The 18,037-nt window shown below is 43.0% G+C and carries 24 protein-coding genes; 11 read left to right on the top strand and 13 right to left on the bottom strand.

The window, feature by feature from the left end:
* Positions 1-205: 205 nt before the first annotated feature.
* The 11 genes from AAC006_RS00005 to AAC006_RS00055 all read right to left on the bottom strand — a co-directional run bounded on the left by AAC006_RS00005 (position 206) and on the right by AAC006_RS00055 (position 7,192).
* Positions 206-604 carry a hypothetical protein gene (locus AAC006_RS00005; protein ID WP_339890400.1) on the bottom strand — a complete coding sequence of 133 codons (399 nt, stop codon included), beginning with the start codon at positions 602-604 and terminating at the stop codon, positions 206-208.
* A gap of 292 nt (positions 605-896) precedes the next feature.
* Complete coding sequence (locus tag AAC006_RS00010; protein WP_126872735.1) at positions 897-1,316, bottom strand: hypothetical protein; 420 nt, start codon at positions 1,314-1,316, stop codon at positions 897-899.
* Positions 1,317-1,446: 130 nt separating this feature from the next.
* Entirely contained in the window at positions 1,447-1,665 is a 219-nt protein-coding gene (locus tag AAC006_RS00015) for an Imm27 family immunity protein (protein WP_126872736.1), read from the bottom strand.
* 132 nt (positions 1,666-1,797) lie between these two features.
* Complete coding sequence (locus tag AAC006_RS00020; RefSeq protein ID WP_126872737.1) at positions 1,798-2,268, bottom strand: hypothetical protein; 471 nt, start codon at positions 2,266-2,268, stop codon at positions 1,798-1,800.
* 145 nt (positions 2,269-2,413) lie between these two features.
* Complete coding sequence (locus AAC006_RS00025) at positions 2,414-2,857, bottom strand: hypothetical protein (RefSeq protein WP_126872738.1); 444 nt, start codon at positions 2,855-2,857, stop codon at positions 2,414-2,416.
* 122 nt (positions 2,858-2,979) lie between these two features.
* Positions 2,980-3,375, bottom strand: a complete 396-nt coding sequence (locus tag AAC006_RS00030; RefSeq protein ID WP_126872739.1) for a hypothetical protein — start codon at positions 3,373-3,375, stop codon at positions 2,980-2,982.
* Positions 3,376-4,421: 1,046 nt separating this feature from the next.
* Positions 4,422-5,129, bottom strand: a complete 708-nt coding sequence (locus tag AAC006_RS00035) for a hypothetical protein (protein ID WP_126872741.1) — start codon at positions 5,127-5,129, stop codon at positions 4,422-4,424.
* A gap of 116 nt (positions 5,130-5,245) precedes the next feature.
* Positions 5,246-5,542 (bottom strand): hypothetical protein, encoded by a 297-nt coding sequence (locus AAC006_RS00040; protein WP_126872742.1) that lies wholly within the window; start codon positions 5,540-5,542, stop codon positions 5,246-5,248.
* Positions 5,543-5,657: 115 nt separating this feature from the next.
* The gene (locus AAC006_RS00045; RefSeq protein WP_126872743.1) at positions 5,658-6,092 is read right to left on the bottom strand and encodes a hypothetical protein; all 435 of its coding nucleotides are present in this window, start codon (positions 6,090-6,092) and stop codon (positions 5,658-5,660) included.
* Between the two features lie 124 nt (positions 6,093-6,216).
* On the bottom strand, positions 6,217-6,651 hold the full coding sequence (locus AAC006_RS00050; RefSeq protein WP_126872744.1) for a hypothetical protein: 435 nt from the start codon (positions 6,649-6,651) through the stop codon (positions 6,217-6,219).
* 118 nt (positions 6,652-6,769) lie between these two features.
* Complete coding sequence (locus tag AAC006_RS00055) at positions 6,770-7,192, bottom strand: hypothetical protein (RefSeq protein WP_013785560.1); 423 nt, start codon at positions 7,190-7,192, stop codon at positions 6,770-6,772.
* A gap of 877 nt (positions 7,193-8,069) precedes the next feature.
* Between AAC006_RS00055 and AAC006_RS00060 the strand changes: the two genes are divergently transcribed.
* The 4 genes from AAC006_RS00060 to AAC006_RS00075 all read left to right on the top strand — a co-directional run bounded on the left by AAC006_RS00060 (position 8,070) and on the right by AAC006_RS00075 (position 10,533).
* Positions 8,070-8,702, top strand: coding sequence for an SDR family NAD(P)-dependent oxidoreductase (locus tag AAC006_RS00060; RefSeq protein WP_232363199.1), 633 nt, complete (start codon positions 8,070-8,072; stop codon positions 8,700-8,702).
* Between the two features lie 86 nt (positions 8,703-8,788).
* Positions 8,789-9,019 carry a hypothetical protein gene (locus tag AAC006_RS00065; RefSeq protein ID WP_339890406.1) on the top strand — a complete coding sequence of 77 codons (231 nt, stop codon included), beginning with the start codon at positions 8,789-8,791 and terminating at the stop codon, positions 9,017-9,019.
* Between the two features lie 36 nt (positions 9,020-9,055).
* Entirely contained in the window at positions 9,056-9,784 is a 729-nt protein-coding gene (locus AAC006_RS00070; protein ID WP_126872745.1) for a fibrobacter succinogenes major paralogous domain-containing protein, read from the top strand.
* An 8-nt stretch (positions 9,785-9,792) separates the two neighbouring features.
* Complete coding sequence (locus AAC006_RS00075; RefSeq protein WP_260563503.1) at positions 9,793-10,533, top strand: alpha/beta fold hydrolase; 741 nt, start codon at positions 9,793-9,795, stop codon at positions 10,531-10,533.
* Between the two features lie 20 nt (positions 10,534-10,553).
* On the opposite strand, the gene AAC006_RS00080 is transcribed toward AAC006_RS00075, so the two are convergent.
* Together AAC006_RS00080 and AAC006_RS00085 are read right to left on the bottom strand one after the other, a co-directional pair.
* Positions 10,554-11,675 carry a succinylglutamate desuccinylase/aspartoacylase family protein gene (locus AAC006_RS00080; protein WP_013783767.1) on the bottom strand — a complete coding sequence of 374 codons (1,122 nt, stop codon included), beginning with the start codon at positions 11,673-11,675 and terminating at the stop codon, positions 10,554-10,556.
* 153 nt (positions 11,676-11,828) lie between these two features.
* Positions 11,829-12,713, bottom strand: coding sequence for a ThiF family adenylyltransferase (locus AAC006_RS00085; RefSeq protein WP_126872746.1), 885 nt, complete (start codon positions 12,711-12,713; stop codon positions 11,829-11,831).
* A gap of 413 nt (positions 12,714-13,126) precedes the next feature.
* Between AAC006_RS00085 and moaB the strand changes: the two genes are divergently transcribed.
* The 7 genes from moaB to AAC006_RS00120 are packed head-to-tail and all read left to right on the top strand — an operon-like array spanning position 13,127 to position 17,943.
* Positions 13,127-13,630: a molybdenum cofactor biosynthesis protein B gene (gene moaB, locus AAC006_RS00090; RefSeq protein WP_013783769.1), complete on the top strand. Its 504-nt coding sequence runs from the start codon at positions 13,127-13,129 to the stop codon at positions 13,628-13,630.
* Positions 13,630-14,154, top strand: coding sequence for a cyclic pyranopterin monophosphate synthase MoaC (gene moaC, locus AAC006_RS00095; RefSeq protein ID WP_126872747.1), 525 nt, complete (start codon positions 13,630-13,632; stop codon positions 14,152-14,154). Before moaB ends, moaC begins: the two co-directional genes overlap by 1 nt.
* 21 nt (positions 14,155-14,175) lie before the next feature.
* Positions 14,176-14,448 (top strand): MoaD/ThiS family protein, encoded by a 273-nt coding sequence (locus AAC006_RS00100; protein WP_126872748.1) that lies wholly within the window; start codon positions 14,176-14,178, stop codon positions 14,446-14,448.
* Positions 14,449-14,450: 2 nt separating this feature from the next.
* The gene (locus AAC006_RS00105) at positions 14,451-14,924 is read left to right on the top strand and encodes a molybdenum cofactor biosynthesis protein MoaE (protein ID WP_126872749.1); all 474 of its coding nucleotides are present in this window, start codon (positions 14,451-14,453) and stop codon (positions 14,922-14,924) included.
* A gap of 2 nt (positions 14,925-14,926) precedes the next feature.
* A complete protein-coding gene (gene modA, locus AAC006_RS00110; RefSeq protein ID WP_126872750.1) occupies positions 14,927-16,102 on the top strand; it encodes a molybdate ABC transporter substrate-binding protein in 1,176 nt (391 codons plus the stop codon).
* Entirely contained in the window at positions 16,103-16,795 is a 693-nt protein-coding gene (gene modB / locus AAC006_RS00115) for a molybdate ABC transporter permease subunit (RefSeq protein WP_126872751.1), read from the top strand.
* Positions 16,774-17,943 (top strand): ATP-binding cassette domain-containing protein, encoded by a 1,170-nt coding sequence (locus AAC006_RS00120; RefSeq protein WP_126872752.1) that lies wholly within the window; start codon positions 16,774-16,776, stop codon positions 17,941-17,943. Before modB ends, AAC006_RS00120 begins: the two co-directional genes overlap by 22 nt.
* Positions 17,944-18,037 lie beyond the last annotated feature (94 nt).

The following is an 18,037-nucleotide window of genomic DNA, read 5'->3' on the forward strand; positions in this document are numbered from 1 at the left end:
ATAATGGCGAAGCCGCCCCGCGTATAGGCGTCCCAGCGACCGAAGGGAGTGGCTTGAGCGTTTTGTTAGGCGTACAACTGAAAGTACGCAGCTTTGCTGCCACCACTAGCTCATTAGCCAGCTTGTTTAAATTATTGAATTTAAGATAAAACAACCCTGTGCGAAATGCCAGATGTTAACGACATTACTGGATAAAAGAGCGAGTTTAAAAAGCTGGTGATGTTGAATATAGGCGTTGGGGTGTTGATGAAAAATGCGTTTCTAAAGTCGTTGAAACTACCGAAAAAGCAAGCCGTAAAGACAACCTGGAGAAACAACCTTGATGCTGGAATGTCACGTCTGAACCCACATTTTTATGCTGTAAGTAAATGACGCCTAACTTTAAGCTAAGGGGCGCAGATGCGTGGGGCATAATGGCGAAGCCGCCCCGCGTATAGGCGTCCCAGCGACCGAAGGGAGTGAACTTGAGCGCTTTGTTAGAAGCAGAGCCTGTTCCCTTGGCATTTTTAAAAACTAATAAAGCCAGCATACGATTGATTATTAACACAAACAAGTAAAACGACAGCGCGGTGATGCTTTTGATTTGACTGAGGCAAGCTGCCATTTGAACTACCAAGTGCAATGGCGCTTGCTGACTTAAAATAATAACTAGGCGATAAAGCGCCTATTGCTCAACCTTTGAAGTTAATGCGGCGAAGTTAAAACCACCAAAAGCCAGAGCGAAGTTGGGAACAGCAGGTGAGGGCGGTTGAACTGTTATTTGTATTAAGCGAAACGCAGTTTAGGCTGACGCCTTCTAACTTTCCAATAACGGGCGCAGGCATGTGGGGCATAATGGCGAAGCCGCCCCACGTGTATGCGTCCCAGCGAACGCAGTGAGTGTGTTGATTGGGTTGTTATGCATCATTCTCTAAAACATCCAAGTTGCATTGGACTAAATTTGCGCCATCTAGGTTAGCGCACTCTGTAAAACCGTGTTTTTTCAAAGATTCAATGACGGCGTTATTGGTACTGTAGGTTCCGGTACTTAAACCAAAGTCATTTTTATAGATATCTCTTAGGCGAATATCGTCACGAAACATGAGCGACACTGCAAGAATATACTGAAATTTCGCAGCTTCTTTGTCCTGCAATGAGGCCTCATATAAAACAGTAAGAAGCTGGATTTCATCCCAACGATCGGAAGACAAATTGACAGTCGTAACTAACGCATCTATGTATTCTGAACTCTTTTTTGAATGTGTAAAATATTTACCTGCTAAGAACGAAAATACGGCTACTAATATTAGAGCGACAAAAAAGAGTTTATTTTGCATGTTCATCCTGATGCATAACTTTTAAATAAGGGGCGCAGGCACGTAGGGCATAATGGCGAAGCCGCCCTGCGTGTATGCGTCCCAGCCCGCGAAGCGGGCGTGCTTGATTTTTTTGTTATGTGCAATTGCTTCAAACATCAAATTGCTCTTTTACTACTGTTTTGTCTATTTTGGAGAGAACTGGCTGACCTCCTCCATGTAACGCACCATCTGGGTAACTTTTAATCCAGTAACAGCCATTTTCTTTTTCTATATACAGACTGTCCCAACCGCTTTTACTAACAGCGACCTTTTTACACTTGGTACTGACAAAATTTTCAATCTCTATTTGCGAAGAGATGACATCCATATTTAACAACCTTGCACATAACGCCCAACTTAGGGGCAATAACACGCAGGCTAAACTGGGAGCGGAGCGACTGAGCCTGCGTGTTATTGTCCCAGTGAGCGCCAGCGAACGGCTACAGTTGTTTGTTATGTGCTAGTAGCATTTTAAAACCTCTTCACTTGAGCCGCTTGAACCGTCAAGATTTGTCCAACTGACCAATACGGTTATGACGTCCGGTGAATCAAAAGTATCATAAGAGCCTAGCAGTTTATAATCGGCAAAGGGTTTTAGCTTTTGAATTGGTAGCTGCTTTAGTTCGCTCTCAACGATCCTGTTTTCATCATCGTTCTCAAAGGAAATATTAATATTTGATGCATTCGATTTGCCTACATTGCGAACAAATAAAGAACCAGAGACTATTTCTAGATCTATTGTCGTCCTCAGTTTGTCTTTGTTTGACTCTTCGAGTTCCCTTATTTGACGCTGGCTTAGCTCAGCATGAATTTTTTCTAATTCCAAAAACTTTGATTGTGTCTTTCTTGTTCTTATTAAAGCCACAGCAGAAATAGAAGCAGCGATGATTGATACAAGTAAGCTCAATAGGTTTATTGTTGATTCTTCCATAGATTCCAAACTTCCCGTGGCACATAACGCCCCGCATAACGGGCAATTATACGTAGGCTAAAATACCGAGCAAAGCGAGGGGAGCCTACGTGTATTTGTCCCCCGCGAGCGAAGCGAGTGTTAATGCGTTTGTTAGGAGCATTGCTCAGTTCTTCGCAAAGCATTCTATTTCCTGATCAAAACTTCCATTCCATGAGCGTATAACTAACGTGTCTGCGTATGGATATTCCGAGTTATCTTGAGGGAGATTGCAAGAAGCAATTAATTCTGAACCGCACCAATTAGTCCCTCTAGAGTAACTCACCATTGCGTATTTTTCAGAAATGATCTTATTTATAAAATTAAGAGCATCATCGAATGACTTTTCATTGCCAAAGTCACTGAAGTGAGCGTGATATGAATCAAAAGACACAGTTACTTCATCATCACACGTATCAAGAGCAAGGAACGGAACACCATCATTTATCGGGCGCGGAATTTTAACCTCCAAGACAAAAGTATCTTCGTATTGCTTTTCGCAGCAATACTTAGCCCAAGAAGGAAACGTTTCTTTGAACTTCTCTGAGATGCTTTTAGAAAAATCATCCATTGATCGACTGGCTCCTAACACCCCACTAAGGGGCGATAACACATAGGCTAAAATTAGGAACGAAGTGACGCAGCCTATGTGTTAGCGTCCCAGCGAGCAGCGCGAGCGCCTTTAGTGTTTTGTTATATGCTACTCTTAAAAATCTTAATACTACCACTAGTAAACGCACCACTGTCGTATCGTTTTATAGAAGTAGCGAGTTCTTCCAAAGTACAACACTCTAGTTCAGTTCGAAATGGTAATGTATTGTGATTTGTTGAGACTGCACTTACGCGAATTTGTGACGACATTTCATCGAGCCATGCGTAAAACAATTTATCGTTACCAACATTACTTGAACTGTATATCGACAAAACACGGGATAAAAACAACTCAATATCCCTTTTAGTGGTTAGAGTAGTATCCTGCTTACTAAAACCGAATGAAACCAGGTTTTCATTGGCTTCCTGATTTATATCTGAAGAACTTTGAAGAGTTAGTTTTTCTTCTAGTTGTTTTAATTCTTTATTTAAAATCATGAGATGCTTACTGGCATATAACTTCCCACTAAGGGGCGATAATACATGGGCTAAAATTAGGAACGAAGTGACGCAGCCCATGTGTTAGCGTCCCAGCGAGCAAAGCGAGAGACTTGAGTGGTTTGTTATACATCCGAGCTAAAGCCCACGTTGCCACCGCTTTGGATAGATACCTTTAAATACAATGTTATTAAGTTCTTGCCTATCAATATGTCCTTTCTTGCACTTTATGCCATAGTAAATGAAGGCAGTTAAAGCACAAAATGAATATAACGATAAGCAAAGAATTAAGAAGCATATTGTGAACACTACCATTACTGTTCCACTATCGTAGCTACGGATTGGTATATCTGAATCGATTCCAAAACTTGAGGCAATGATAAAGAACAACGGGTATGCTACTAAAAATCCAAATAGGCAACCAATGCCGCCAACTTTCGCAGACTGCGAGTAAAAGTAAGGTTTTAATCTTCTCTGACTATTAATCGCTCGAATTAGCACAACACTTTTCCTAGGATGTATAACTTTAAGCTAAGCGGCGCAGTTGCGTGGGGCATAATGGCGAAGCCGCCCCGCGTAAATGCGTCCGAACGACCGAAGGGAGTGACTTGAGCGCCTTGTTAGAAGCAGAGCCTGTTCCTTTGGCCTTATTAAAAATTAATAAAGTCAGCATACGATTGATTATTAACACAAACAAGTAAAACAACAGTGCTGTGATGGTATTGATTTGACTGAAGCAAGCTGCTATTTGAGCTGACAGACGCAATGGCGCTAGCAAAATTGAAATAATAACTAGGCGATAAAGCGCCTATTGCGCGACCTTCGAAGTCAATGCGGCGAAGTTAAAACCACCTAAAGCCAGAGCGATGTTGGTGAAAGCCGGTGAGGGTAGTTGCATTGGGATTTGTATTAAGCCAAACGAGGTTTAGGCTGACGCCTTATAACACCCGCATAACGGGCAATAACACGTAGGCTAAAATTGGAGCGAAGCGACTGAGCCTACGTGTTATTGTCCCAGCGCGCTTGCGAGCGAGTTAATGCGCTTGTTAGGTCTGTTGCCCGTTGAGTGTGTCCAGTGTTGAGCCAAATGACGGGTTAAATGTACGAGCATAACCCAATTCTACGACATCAATTTCTTTGGTTGCCACATGTGCTTTATCATTGGCATCAACGACTGCTATTTTAATCTTCGTTTTGCCATTTTTTTCTTTAGGATAACTTGCTCCCCAGCATTCTTGCTGTTCGAAGTAGATCACACCATTAACAACTCTGCCTTCGGTTAGGTAGGTATTTGCTGCTATTCCAGTCAGAGAGTTTCCTTGGAGCAAAAAAGGGAATACTTTAATCTTGTCCCCGATCTCGCAATGAAAATCCTCTAATGCTGCAGTTTGAAAGTCTAGCCAAAACCAGCCCAACCTATATTTAAACCACTCTTTGCGGAATGGTTTTATATCCCAATGGTATCCGACCTTAACATATTTAATTTCAGAAGGAGCGCTTCCAATATTTGCAACGCTTAAATACAGAGCAATGGCTGTTTTATGTGTTGGTATTCCGTTGTCTAAGTGTCCTGTAATAGTCGTTGTTGTGAACGTTGGGCCAGGTATTAGCGATAATTTGAACCTTGGCTTTTTCTGAAGAGCGCGAAATATTCCGCTAATCCATCCGAATAGAAGTGTTAAAAGGAATATTATGACGGCTAAAACGCCTTGGTTACCGTTTAACCATTTCAGAGACGAAGTGTAAAATTCCATTTTGAAGACCTAACTTTTAAATAAGGGGCGCAGACGCGTGGGCTATAATGCGAAGCAGCCCACGTGTATGCGTCCCAGCGAACGAAGTGAGTGACTTAATTTTTTTGTTAGGTAACTTAGCGTCCATATCCCTCGATGCTCTTTATTACTAACTTGCCTACATTAGCTTTTTTACACTGATCTACTACAGATACAATGACTGTTGGAACGGTATCGTTGTCGTACAGAACTAATACATTCTTAGGGGATTGTTGCTCAATGTGTGCTATTAACTCTTTAGCGGTTTTAAACTCACTGTTTTTAAAAACAAACTTACCAGCAGCGATGATGATTGAAGTGCCGCCGTTTTTAGCCCATTCTTCGTCTTCTAACGAGTGGTACTTTATTGCTAAATCTATTGAACTCAAATCCATCTGTTACCTAACTTTTAAATAAGGGGCGCAGACCTGTGGGCTAAAATCCGAACGAAGTGAGCCAGCCCACATGTTTGCGTCCCAGCCCGCGCAGCGGGCGTACTTAATTTTTTTGTTATAATGCATTTTTCAATACAGCCTTTGTTTTACCAAGAGGGTTAACCGCTAGGCGCTGAAGCTGCATCCCAAAGTTACAAATTGCTTGAGGCTCGACTTTCATATCAAAGTTAACTTTATAGTTTTCGTTTCTGACATTTGTGAAAGATTCGATGTGAGCAATAGTAACAGCAAACATTGTATGTCCAGAATTGTCTATACAGAAAGCATGAATGGAGAAATATGAAAGATCGGGGGTGGAACGGCTTTTGAACTCGAACTCATCTTTTGTGTTACGAGGAAACTTCTCAAGAAGCTTTCCCAGAAGATCAATCTCCTCTCTATTTGTATAGCAATCTGCTTGACCAGAGAACTGCCCATTGCTACCGAATATAGAGATTTCAAATAAAGATTCATCTTCCCATATTGATGAAACTACGAGCTGACTTTCCATGTTACTCCTGCAATATAACGGCACGCATAATGGGCAAAAACACGTAGGCTATGATACCGAGCGAAGCGAAGGGAGCCTACGTGTTTTTGTCCCCAACGAGCGAAGCGAGTGATTAATGCGTTTGTTAGAACCTGCTGAACTCTTCCAAAAATTCTTGTTTAGAGCCATGGAAAGGGACTTTCTCAACTCTATGCTGAGTAGGCTCACCACCTCTTTGAAAGTCGATGAAAATGTATTGAATCTTATTCATTTCAATTACTTGTGGTTTGTCATCAACGTAAACTACTTGTTGTTCACTTTCGCCCTCCACAAAGGACATTGAATGCATGAACATTACTTGCAAATTCGAATGTTCATGTCTGAAATCGTAGCTTGCACTGACATTAAGCAATTTAACTTCAACGCCTTTGAGCTCAGGCATGGCATTCTGAATATATTCCCTGGCCGTGAACCTAATGGATTCTTGGTCGATTGTTGCCAAGTTACTCCATTGAATCGTATTGCTCGCAGTAGCAAACACACTCCAAAACAAAACTATAAAAGCAGCTAAATTTTTCACTATTGTTCCCTGTGGTTCTAACTTTTAAATAAGGGGCGCAGGCACGTAGGGCATAATGGCGAAGCCGCCCTGCGTGTTTGCGTCCCAGCCCGCGCAGCGGGCGAACTTGATTTTTTTGTTATGTGTTTTCGCTTATTTCTAAAACCACAGTTAACCATAAATTACCCCAACGCTCACGTCTATCTGCCGAACTCAACAATTTAGGTGAAGTGGTTTGATATTCATTGAAAGAATGACGATTGGCAAATAGAGTAGCGGATACAGCACCTTTTTTAACTTTTTCTGCATCGTAAAAAACCGCCACGACTTGGTTGCATCTAGAACATTGAATAAAGGAGGCTTGTTCTGAACCTTGCTTTAAAAAATTGACTGAGGCACTTGAGTTAACGCTTAACTTTCCAAGCGGATCTGATATGTACGCAAGACTATGATGCTTACAAAAGTCGCAGTCACATTCTCTAGGTTGATAGCTTTCGATTGACCTAGGAAGTGATAGTTTTACGCGAACGGCTTCGCATGAGCATGAAGAGAAATAATCCATTTAACCCTCATAAATTAAACCTGCACATAACACCCTAATAAGGGGCAATTACTCGTTGGCGAAAATGGCGCAGCCGCCAACGAGTAATTGTCCCAGTGACCGCAGGGAGCGAGCTTAATTTGCTTGTTATGTTCGTGCCGATTAATCACTCGCTACCTTTCTGGCTTCGTGGTCTAAGCTTGATATAGAAATATAAAGAAATAACAGAAGCTGATGTACAGCCTACACTGAGCAGACCCAACGGTATAGCAACAATAAGCATCTCAGATTTAAACGAGTGTAGAGCGATAATGAAGAAAATTATGCCGAGTAGAATTTCCACAAAAACACTTTCTAGTCCTGATAGGTTTCCAATCTTTAAGCTTTTTCGAAAGTTTCTATATTTAATCAATTAGCTAAGATCCCTTCATTAAAGAACATAACAATTTAGTGTACGGAAAAAATCCTTTATGCAAGGTGGAAAATTTCCATATTTCATTGATTTATTATCCCAGTCTATTTTTTAAGCTCCTGATTGGCAAGTCATTAATGATAACCCCTAAAGCACACCACAAGAAAGGCGGAAAAATTCCGTAATAAATCGGACTTATGCAACTGAATATTTAACTGTGTAAATAAACAGTATTTTTACAAAGTAATTTTTGTCTAATAAATCTCAAATTCCGCAATAGTAATCCTCTTACTGTAAGTAAACCTAAAAATAAATTTATTGATACAAATAGGCATTTTTTAGCGATTATTACGCCTGATAAATCTAGCTTTCAAGCACTATAATGCACTTTATAGTGCGGTTTGAATGTAAAGCACGTCACAAAGACTAACGCGGGTTACCACAAGCAAAGCGGTGACTGAATAATCAACATTGGCAGGTAATTTTATGGCGACGAATAACCCATTTGGCCCTAAAGGTTGGACTCCCGAGCGTTTGGGGTCTCTTTCGGGAAAAACGTTTCTAATCACTGGCGCAAATAGTGGGGCGGGGTTTCAGGCTACGCGAATCTTGCTATCGAAAGGGGGGAGCGTGGTAATGCTAAATCGTAACCCTAGCAAATCAGAAGCTGCCATCGCCAAGCTACAAACCGAGTTTGGTGATGAAGCTAAAGTCAGTTTTATACCATTAGATTTAGCGGAATTGGCGTCAGTAAGGGGCGCGTCGCAAGAAATACTAGAAAAGGTGCCTAAAATCGATGCGCTTATGTGTAATGGTGCAATTGCTCAAATTTCCACACAACAGCTAACTGTCGATGGGTTTGAAAGTCAGTTAGGGGTAAACCATTACGGTCATTTTTTATTATGTGGTTTGCTCTTTGAAAGAATTGAAGCATCAAAAGGCAGAATTGTAGTGGTGTCTAGTGAAGGCCACAAAATGGGATTAAGAGCCATTCAATTCGATGACATGAATTGGGATAAGAACTACCATCCAAATAAAGTGTACAGCCAAAGTAAGCTAGCTCAAATGATGTTTGCCTATGAACTCCAAGGCAAAATAAAACCGCTGGAAAAAGTGTGAAGGTATACGTTTGTCACCCTGGGGCTTCTAATACTTCCCTTATTAGGGAAAGCGCGAGTTTAATGACCCGAATTTCGTGGGCATTTATGGTTAAGATCGGCCTGGCGCAAACGGCTGAAAAGGGCGCGTACCCAGAGGTAATGTGTGCCACCGAAGAAAACTTAAAAGAGCGTGCTTATTATGGCCCAACGGGGCTAATGAATTTTGGTGGCCCGGTAGGTGAGGGTAAGCTTGAATCATTTGTTGTGCAGAAAGACGCGTTAACTCGGTTGTGGGCGCTTTCTGAGAAAGAAACTGCTATTAACTGGCCGCTTTAATTTAATAAGACAGGCGCTTTATGCTTAGGCTCAAAGATGAAAAAATTAATTTTTGGTGTGGGTATCAGTATGTTAATAACAATGAATTCATCGGCTAACAATAGTAGTCAGTTAAGCAATACTCAACAGGCTGCTCAAAGCTTTGAACAAAACTCCGCTCAAAGCTTAATACAAGATATTGAGGGTAATGTTTATCGCACTGTGAAAATTGGCGATAGAGTCTGGCTGGCTGAGAATTTAAGGTCGACTAAATTTCAGGACGGTACCCCGGTTAATACGGGTTTCGTCCCGGATGATAACGACAAAAATCTATCAAGCTATGGCAGGCTTTATCATTGGAATGATGTTTCCAACTCGCGAAATATTTGTCCTGCGGGATGGCGTGTGGCATCAGATGAAGACTGGAAATCGCTAGAGACAGCTATTGGTATTGTCGAATCAGATCTTGATAAAGAAGGATGGAGAGGCGAGAAAGACGTGGCTATTACACTTAAAGCTGCGCAGCCAAATACTTTGTTTAAGCGTTTTGACCAGTCCCAAGTCAATAAGTATAAATTTTCTGCTACGCCAGCGGGTGTAAAGCTTGGTAATTGGTATATAACCCAAGGCATGTATACTGAGTTTTGGACAAGCAGTAATGCCACTGAAAAAGAGGCTTTTGCAAGAACACTTGCCTATTCGTGGTGGAACTCTCATAAGGGAGAAATTCGCCGAACTAAACTCAAAAAGAGTTATATGTTATCGGTTAGGTGCGTAAAAATGTAGGTTAAATGATGCTCCGAACAATTGTTTTAACGGTTTTATTGCTAGTGCTTTTTCTAACTACGGGTTGTGCTACCTCTGAAGCGAAGCCGCTTAATTACCAAGCAGATGATGAGATTGTTGTGCTAGCCCTCGGGTTGGGTAGAAGTGATTGGGCAATGTGGCGTTTTGCTAAGCGGTTGGAGAACGCGAACTATAAAGTATGTCTATTAGACTACGCTACCATCGGGGTGAGTGTGGCTTCGGTATTAGATGAAACAGCCAGCCAAATAGATGTGTGCCTACAAAATGCCCCCAAAGTACATTTTGTAGGGCACTCGCTTGGTGGTTTAGTCATTAGAGCATACTTGCAAAACCATGAAGAAGCCTTAGAAGCCGTGAACGTGGGAAAGGTAGTACTGGTAGGTACACCAAACAAAGGCAGTGAATTAGCCGATCATTATAATGACAGCTGGTTAATGAACCTAGGTGGGGGAATTAGCCGTGCGTTAGTCACTGGCACTAGAAGCTTGGGCAATAACCTTGATGCGGTAGATTTCACTATTGGCATTATTGCGGGCACCAAGCCGTTAGGCTTAACGAACGACAGGTTCAACGGGCCAAACGATGGCCTGGTATCAGTAGAGTCTACTAAATTGGAAGGCATGACTGATTTTATCACCATCGACGTTGGCCATTCTCAAATGCGATATAGCGAAGAAGTGGCAAAGCAAACTGTTCATTTTTTACAAAAAGGCGCATTTGACCACTAGCGCCATGCTGCTCACCTTTGTTAGGTGAGCGTTTCGTAATTAGTAAATACTTTATAAAGCTGTGTGCCACTTAATACCGATGCAGACGGAAAGTGCAAAATAGGGATTAAATCGCAAGGAGCGTTTAATAAGCGGCTGCCATTATCGTTATCAAGCTCGTCAATATTTAGAATTTTCGCAAGGGGCTCACCAGCCTTAATGCTTTCCCCCGGTTTTGCCAGGTATTCCACCATGCCGCCCCAGTCAGTAAACAGGGTTTTATAGTCTTTTAGCATTACCCCTAACCGAGTCATATCATTAGGCTTAACATCACAATTGTGCAGTGCGCCTTTTGCATTTAGGTAACTGAGTATACTAAGTGCATCCACATCGCCCTCGGTGAAATTAATCACCTCTTGGCTACCCATTTCAAGCGTAAAAGCTTCAACGTTAAACTCAATATTTCGCTGCAGGTTTGCCTCAATACTTTCTTGTAGCGTCCACCATGGGCAAAAAGTAGCTTCATCTAATGCGCCAGCAAAAACATTGGGAATAAAAATACAATGGGGTATGTTAAACAAACTAGCGCTAGGCTTAGCATACTCAGGCACATAAATATGGCGTGTTGAAACAGGGCCGTTATGCAAATCCAGTACAAAATCAGCGTTCACCGCTAATTGCTGTAGTTTTAAGTTTAGCTGCTGTGCTAAGCCCAAACCCCAAGGTGTGGCAAGCTTAGTATCTATCGCGTTTGATAAAAACGCTCTGAAACGCTGCTTTATGCCTTGTACCGACTCTTCTGGGGTAACGGTGTTAGCAAATTGCTCAACACTGTCTTTGTCAAAATGATAGCCTCGGTTCCAATTGGTGCCGTTGACAGGGTCGAAGCGGCCCATGGTGTATTCGCCGGCTTTTATATTAGTGCCCACCGGGTTGCAATTGGGTACCAAGATAACTTCACCACAAATATCCATGTCTTTTAAGCGTTGGATAAGGTGGTATATCACTACGTTACCTTGCACTTCGGCGCCATGTATCGAACTTTGAATGTATACGGTGGGGCCGGGTCTTGCGCCTCGCATTCTGTAAATGGGCACATTCATGTTTCTGCCAGAGGCGTTTTGCGCCACGACAATATGCTGCTTAACAACCTCAGTTGTCATAACTCTCTCTTTTTAATTCGTTGTTATTCATGTCGTTGTTAGTTATTGATGCTCTCGTTAGCGCTAATGCTAGCGCTTATATTAGTGCCAATATAAGTACTTATGCAGGAACTTATAAAACGCCCATGCTAATACTTTTGTTACTCATATGCGCTAACCTTCATCAACATCTTTATTCTGATTACCACAAACATCACACTGCAGTGTGGCGGGTAGCGTCCATTGTTGCCATTCATGCTGCAAACCATCGAAGGTCAACAAGGTATTTACCGGAACTGAACCTACTCCCATTAATACCTGCATGGCAAGCAGTGCTTGGTAGGTCCCTACAATGTTCACGATGGGCGAAAAAATACCTGCTTCGGTACAGCTTAATTCAGGCGCGCTAAATAACCTACGTAAACACGCATAGCATTGGCTTTCGCCGGGTTTAGCTACGAATAATTGACCTTCAAAGCGAATGGCTGCCCCAGAAATTAAAGGAACGCCGTGTTTATAACACAAGCGGTTTATAAGGTCGCGGCTTTGAGTATTATCGGTGCAATCAAGCACAATGTCGTGCTCGCCAAACAGTTTGTGGGTATTGATTTCAGGTTTCTCTAATTCAGTCGCACCTGTCTTAGTAGCCCCTTCCTCTGCGCTGTTTGTCTCAGTGCGTTCTTCTCCCGCGCGGTTTCCAGCAGTAAGTGGCATATTGTCTTGAAGCAAACTCGCTTCAATACTGACAATTTCACAATCGCTATTCATTTGCGATAGTCTGACTTTCGCTGCCATCACTTTTGACTGTCCAACTTGGCTTTCATCGAACAAGGTTTGGCGGGGGAGGTTGGTATGCTCAACAATATCGTTGTCTATCAGCGTAATTTTGCCCACACCACTGCCACATAAGTTCGTGGCCGCCGCATTACCTAAACCGCCTACACCAATTATTAGAATGCGAGACGACGCCAACAATTCCTGACCATCAATATCAACTTGAGGCAGTACAATTTGCCGGTTGTATCGCATTACCTGCTTAGTAGATAGCGGGGTTTTCATTTACGCATTAACCTTAGTGTAAAAATAAGTGAGCAAGTAAGGCACAGTAGCAAAAAGGAAACTGGTTGCCCAAGTAATTGACATCCAAGCTATTGAATACAATCCTTTTACCCTCATAGATAAATTGTATTATTTACGTTGTGCTTTTTAGCTTTACCACTATTTTTAATTCATATTGGTACAAGGCAATGAGTCATGCTCCCAATCCACAACAATTTTCAGGTTGGGCGCAGCATGTTATAAAATCGACTCTTTATAACAGCTCAGCGTCTGACTAAAAAACCGGAGCGCCGCTGGCGCAGTATATGTTGCCGCATACATCAATGTGGTAAGCTGAACGTAACATGATGTATTAATTTAGGCGTACTTTATCAAAGCCTGAATAAATGTCGCATATCAATTTAGGATTTCTTATGTCTGTAGTTAGTCAGCCGCTTAATTTGGCGGTACTTACCATTTCTGACACCCGCACACTTGAAAATGATAAGTCAGGGGATTATTTAACTAACGCATTAAATACTGCGGGGCATAACTTAGGCGACAGAGCCTTAGTAAAAGACGATATCTATCAGCAGCGCGCTATAGTGTCGGCGTGGATAGCAAACCCCGATATTAACGGTATATTAATTACTGGTGGCACGGGCTTCACCCACAGAGACTCTACGCCAGAAGCTATCAGTGTGTTGTTCGATAAACAGGTCGATGGCTTTGGTGAATTGTTTCGCCAGGTAAGCTACCAAGAAATTGGTACTTCTACCATCCAGTCTCGCGCTATTGCTGGTTTTGCCAACAATACTGTCATCTTTTGCTTACCCGGCTCTACAGGCGCTTGTAAAACCGGTTGGGAAAAAATTATTGCTAGCCAGTTAGATGTCGATTTTAAACCCTGTAATTTCGTTAAACACTTGGTGTCGTAATGGCCACATTTAGTCATTTAAATGCAGGCGGCGAAGCTAACATGGTGGATGTTAGCGATAAAGCAGTAACCGTCAGAGAAGCCACTGCCCAAGGGTATTTATATACCAGTCCAGAGGTTATCGACCAAATAAGCAATGCCACTATTGCCAAGGGCGACGTATTTGCCGTTGCGCGTATTGCAGGTATTCAGGGGGCAAAGCGATGCGCCGATCTCATTCCGTTATGCCACCCTCTTGCGCTCTCGAAAGTAGATGTAAACTTTGCCATCGAGCCCGAAAATAACCGCATAAAAACCACCTGTTTTTGTAAACTAAGTGGCAAAACAGGGGTAGAGATGGAAGCCCTTACCGGTGTGAACGTGGCCCTGCTTACCTTGTTTGATATGTGTAAGGCTATCGACCCTGGTATGCGCTTAGAAGGCATTCAGGTACTCGATAAAAAAGGGGGTAAAACGGGTCATTGGCAAAGCATCGATGAGCCGGCTAGCAGCCACACCAACGACAATAAAACATTAGGTGAGTAATTTACCTTCATAGGACTCAACATGAATGTAACCGTGAAAACCTTTGCGCAATTACGTGAAATTACCCAAGAAGGTAGCTTTACATTAACGCTGCCTGAAAGTGCCATCACCATGGGTGACGTTATTACCTTGCTAAAAAGCCGTAGTGACAAATGGTCGCAAGCCCTTGGTGCCTCTGCTGGTAGCGAGAATGGCAGTGTATTAATGGCGCGAAACCAGCAACTGTGCGATATACAAACTCATGTGCAACCAGGTGACGAACTTGCCTTTTTCCCACCAGTAACAGGGGGGTAATCATGTTCGCATTAATTGGCGACGCCGATTTCGATCAACAGTGGTTATACAATCGCTTACGCCAAGAAGCTAGCCAAAAAGCCAAAGGCAATGTAGGCGCTATTGTTACTTTTACCGGCTTGGTACGAGACAACAATGCCGATGGTAATATTTTAGGTATTGAGCTTGAACATTACCCTGGCATGACAGAGCAAGCCCTAACCAACTTAGTGCAAGAAGCCATCACTCGATTTTCGCTCACCTCGGCAGGCGCGGTTCATCGTGTTGGCCGATTATATAACGACGAGCAAATAGTCTGGGTTGGCACTGCCGCACCCCATCGCGCTGCGGCATTTGAAGGCGCTAACTTTTTAATGGATATGCTTAAGCAATCTGTCCCCTTGTGGAAAAAAGAGTTCACCCGAGATAATTCTCGTTGGGTTGAGGTAAAAGCCTCAGACGACAAGGCCGCTTTGGCCTGGTTGAGAGAAAAATAGCAATGGCGGTTGGCGCAAAGATACCGGCGTGTTTAAAAATGATACTCACGTATTTAAGAATTTCCCCCGCGTTTTTAAGCATGCAAGTTGGTAACCCTAAAGGCCGCGCGGGTGCGTTTCTATCCGTTGTTTTTTTTACTCTGTGTCTTGTCTGTAATGCGGCAGTATCAGACACTACTCTCTCTTCATATGAACAGACCTACGCTTATAAAAATGCCATTGCTGATAATAATGCTATTTCCAAAAACAACCATCAGCATGATGAACACCATGAAGTAGTCGCTTCTAAGGAAGATGTCGCCACTTATGACACGGCAGTGCCCATATTGTCTTCGCCATTACAAATTGCTGTAGCCGCAAATTTTGCTAAACCTTTACGCACCATCGCCAATGATTATTTCAAGAAAACCGGGCAAGAAGTCAGTGTTACCGTTTCTTCCAGTGGAACCCTATTTGCGCAGCTTACTCATGGTGCTCAATTTGATGTATTCCTCTCTGCCGATACAGCCAGGCCCAATGCGTTGATAAAGGCAGGGCGTGTTAGCGCTGAAGATGTGCATGTTTACGCTAAAGGTAGGTTGGCCTTTCTGTCTTCTCATACTACCGCTTCAACACCACACTTTACTGCTGGGGCATTGGCTGGGAAAAAGCTGGCTATCGCTAACCCTAAACTTGCTCCTTATGGCAACGCAGCAAAGCAGTATCTTGTTAATACCAATCAGTGGAATGCTGTTTCCCCCCATATTGTGATGGGTAAAAACGTACTTCAAACCTATCAGTTTTTTACTACAGGTAACGCCGATTATGCCTTGGTGGCATACTCCCTCGCCCTAGCTGACAAGCGAATTAATTGGACTGATAAGCGAATAAATGAGGCTGATGAGCAAAATATTTCTGGGCGCAATGCTTATGTCGAAAGCGGGGTCGAAGGCGATGGGGCAATACTCATTCCCGACACCCTACATCAACCAATATTACAAAGCCTTGCAGTTACCGCCGCAGCCGACAGAAAAGCCGCAGCATCTGCATTTGCTCGTTACTTATTGTCATTAGACGTACAGGGAAATTTGCCCAATTGGGGCTATCAACCCGCTGATGATTCATTATCGGTTAGCGTAACTTCCAGTATTAATGAGAACAAGCGAGTAGATAACAGAGTCACTAGGGGTATACCATAAATGCTAGAACATAGCGCCTTTGCTGCGGTAGGGTTAACCCTAAAACTGGCCTTTTTAACCAGCGTGCTGTTAATGGTATTGGTTACTCCTCTGGCGTGGAAGTTGGCAAATTGGCAACATAAATTAAAACCCGTATTCATGTCGGTACTTGCATTACCTTTAGTGCTTCCACCCACCGTGCTCGGCTTTTACCTGTTGGTGGCTTTTTCGCCCCAAAGCCCAGTTGGGGAAGGGTGGCAATGGCTCACAGGCCATCAGCTAGCGTTTAGTTTTGAAGGCTTAGTGATAGGCTCTTTTATTTACTCATTACCCTTTGCGCTGCAGCCCTTGTATAGCGGCTTTACTCAACTCGATAAACGGTATGTTGAAGTGGCGCATTCATTAGGCTTTGGAAAAATAGAGGCGTTTTTCAGCATCATACTTCCTTTGTGCAAAGCGCCGTTGATAGTGGCATTCGGTCTTAGCTTTGCGCATACCATTGGTGAATTTGGTGTGGTGTTAATGATTGGGGGGAATATTCCAGGCGAAACCCAAGTGCTCTCAATTGCATTGTATGAACACGTTGAAGCCTTAGAATATGGCCAAGCACATGCACTTTCGTTGGGGCTACTATTGTTTTCATTTTTACTGCTTACGCTGCTGTATCGCTTTAATGGAAAAGGAGGACAAGGTTGGAGTTCAATGTCTCGTTAGTAAACCGCATTAGTGCGAAAGCCGCATTACCATCTTCCATGCAGGTAGTGGGTATTACTGGGCCATCAGGCGCAGGCAAAAGCAGTTTGCTTCGTGCGCTAGCTGGGTTCGAACAAGAAGCATCAGTAAGTGTTAATTGGTTTGCTGAAGACGCTAAACCTATTGCTAGCGCAACAGTTAACGCGCATTCAGTTACCAAGGCAATAAACGTAAATAGCGCGCCCATCCGCGTGCGGGTAGGTTTGGTATTTCAGCAGCCTATGCTATTTCCTCATGTAAATGTAAAAGGCAATTTAGCACTGGCCGAACGTCATGCTGGCTCAAAGGCGTTAAAAGTTGAGCATGCTATTGCTGGTTGTGAGTGCGAACATTTACTGCATAAATCAATAGACAGCCTTTCAGGTGGTGAAGCGCAGCGGGTGGCATTAGCGCGTGCATTGGTTAATGGGCCAGATGTGCTGATGCTTGATGAGTCGTTAAGCGCATTAGATGCGGCTTTACGCAGCAAAATCCTACGATTTCTAGTCAAAACCTGTGGGCGCCTAAATATAAAATTGATCATGGTGTCTCACGATGTTCAAGACTTGGCTCTATTCTGTGATGGGCTGATATCTGTTGTTGATGGCGAGGTAGAGGCGACGGGTTCAGTAGCTTACGTTATGGCGAAAATCGCTAGCCAAGGAAGCGTAGAAAACCCCTGTGCCATTTTAGAAGGTGAGATAATTAAGAACTCGGATGATTTTCCTCACCCGTTTACGCGTTTGAATGTAAGCGGCAATATATTGTACGCCAAAGCTACCGTGCAATGTGATAGTAAACTGAATACAAATAATAAAGACGAGCAAGGGTTGAGCACTGACCAGCATCAGCAGCGAGGAAAAATAGCCGTTTTTGCCAGCGAGGTGAGTATCGATACCAATACAAAAGTGAATGTGCCCTCTAGCAGTATCTTAAACGCGTTACCGTGCGAAGTAGTGGAAATTTACCACCCTGAAATACCGCAATCTGAAAACCAGCAACTACAAACCGCAATCGTGATGCTAACTCATGGTAATCAAGTGTTGTATGCCAGAGTAAGCACCTTGTCGATTGAAAGGTTGAAACTTGAACCTGGTTTATCCGTGGTGGCTAGGTTCAAACTTCAGTAGGTTTGCAAAGCGTTTTAAAGTGCAGCGTTTACTATTCCTAGGTACTAACTTCCTAGATCTAAGTTCTCTAGATCTAAGTTTTCTAGGTCTAAAT

The sequence above is a fragment of the uncultured Alteromonas sp. genome, from assembly GCF_963976965.1.
GTDB lineage: Bacteria > Pseudomonadota > Gammaproteobacteria > Enterobacterales > Alteromonadaceae > Alteromonas > Alteromonas naphthalenivorans.

What these genes read in the sequence shown, in the direction of transcription:
- AAC006_RS00005 (WP_339890400.1), bottom strand. Translation starts at nt 604, where the DNA reads ATGGCAGCTTGCCTCAGTCAAATCAAAAGCATCACCGCGCTGTCGTTT.
- AAC006_RS00010 (WP_126872735.1), bottom strand. Translation starts at nt 1,316, where the DNA reads ATGCAAAATAAACTCTTTTTTGTCGCTCTAATATTAGTAGCCGTATTT.
- AAC006_RS00015 (WP_126872736.1), bottom strand. Translation starts at nt 1,665, where the DNA reads ATGGATGTCATCTCTTCGCAAATAGAGATTGAAAATTTTGTCAGTACC.
- AAC006_RS00020 (WP_126872737.1), bottom strand. Translation starts at nt 2,268, where the DNA reads ATGGAAGAATCAACAATAAACCTATTGAGCTTACTTGTATCAATCATC.
- AAC006_RS00025 (WP_126872738.1), bottom strand. Translation starts at nt 2,857, where the DNA reads ATGGATGATTTTTCTAAAAGCATCTCAGAGAAGTTCAAAGAAACGTTT.
- AAC006_RS00030 (WP_126872739.1), bottom strand. Translation starts at nt 3,375, where the DNA reads ATGATTTTAAATAAAGAATTAAAACAACTAGAAGAAAAACTAACTCTT.
- AAC006_RS00035 (WP_126872741.1), bottom strand. Translation starts at nt 5,129, where the DNA reads ATGGAATTTTACACTTCGTCTCTGAAATGGTTAAACGGTAACCAAGGC.
- AAC006_RS00040 (WP_126872742.1), bottom strand. Translation starts at nt 5,542, where the DNA reads ATGGATTTGAGTTCAATAGATTTAGCAATAAAGTACCACTCGTTAGAA.
- AAC006_RS00045 (WP_126872743.1), bottom strand. Translation starts at nt 6,092, where the DNA reads ATGGAAAGTCAGCTCGTAGTTTCATCAATATGGGAAGATGAATCTTTA.
- AAC006_RS00055 (WP_013785560.1), bottom strand. Translation starts at nt 7,192, where the DNA reads ATGGATTATTTCTCTTCATGCTCATGCGAAGCCGTTCGCGTAAAACTA.
- AAC006_RS00060 (WP_232363199.1), top strand. Translation starts at nt 8,070, where the DNA reads ATGGCGACGAATAACCCATTTGGCCCTAAAGGTTGGACTCCCGAGCGT.
- AAC006_RS00065 (WP_339890406.1), top strand. Translation starts at nt 8,789, where the DNA reads ATGGTTAAGATCGGCCTGGCGCAAACGGCTGAAAAGGGCGCGTACCCA.
- AAC006_RS00070 (WP_126872745.1), top strand. Translation starts at nt 9,056, where the DNA reads ATGAAAAAATTAATTTTTGGTGTGGGTATCAGTATGTTAATAACAATG.
- AAC006_RS00075 (WP_260563503.1), top strand. Translation starts at nt 9,793, where the DNA reads ATGCTCCGAACAATTGTTTTAACGGTTTTATTGCTAGTGCTTTTTCTA.
- AAC006_RS00080 (WP_013783767.1), bottom strand. Translation starts at nt 11,675, where the DNA reads ATGACAACTGAGGTTGTTAAGCAGCATATTGTCGTGGCGCAAAACGCC.
- AAC006_RS00085 (WP_126872746.1), bottom strand. Translation starts at nt 12,713, where the DNA reads ATGAAAACCCCGCTATCTACTAAGCAGGTAATGCGATACAACCGGCAA.
- moaB (WP_013783769.1), top strand. Translation starts at nt 13,127, where the DNA reads ATGTCTGTAGTTAGTCAGCCGCTTAATTTGGCGGTACTTACCATTTCT.
- moaC (WP_126872747.1), top strand. Translation starts at nt 13,630, where the DNA reads ATGGCCACATTTAGTCATTTAAATGCAGGCGGCGAAGCTAACATGGTG.
- AAC006_RS00100 (WP_126872748.1), top strand. Translation starts at nt 14,176, where the DNA reads ATGAATGTAACCGTGAAAACCTTTGCGCAATTACGTGAAATTACCCAA.
- AAC006_RS00105 (WP_126872749.1), top strand. Translation starts at nt 14,451, where the DNA reads ATGTTCGCATTAATTGGCGACGCCGATTTCGATCAACAGTGGTTATAC.
- modA (WP_126872750.1), top strand. Translation starts at nt 14,927, where the DNA reads ATGGCGGTTGGCGCAAAGATACCGGCGTGTTTAAAAATGATACTCACG.
- modB (WP_126872751.1), top strand. Translation starts at nt 16,103, where the DNA reads ATGCTAGAACATAGCGCCTTTGCTGCGGTAGGGTTAACCCTAAAACTG.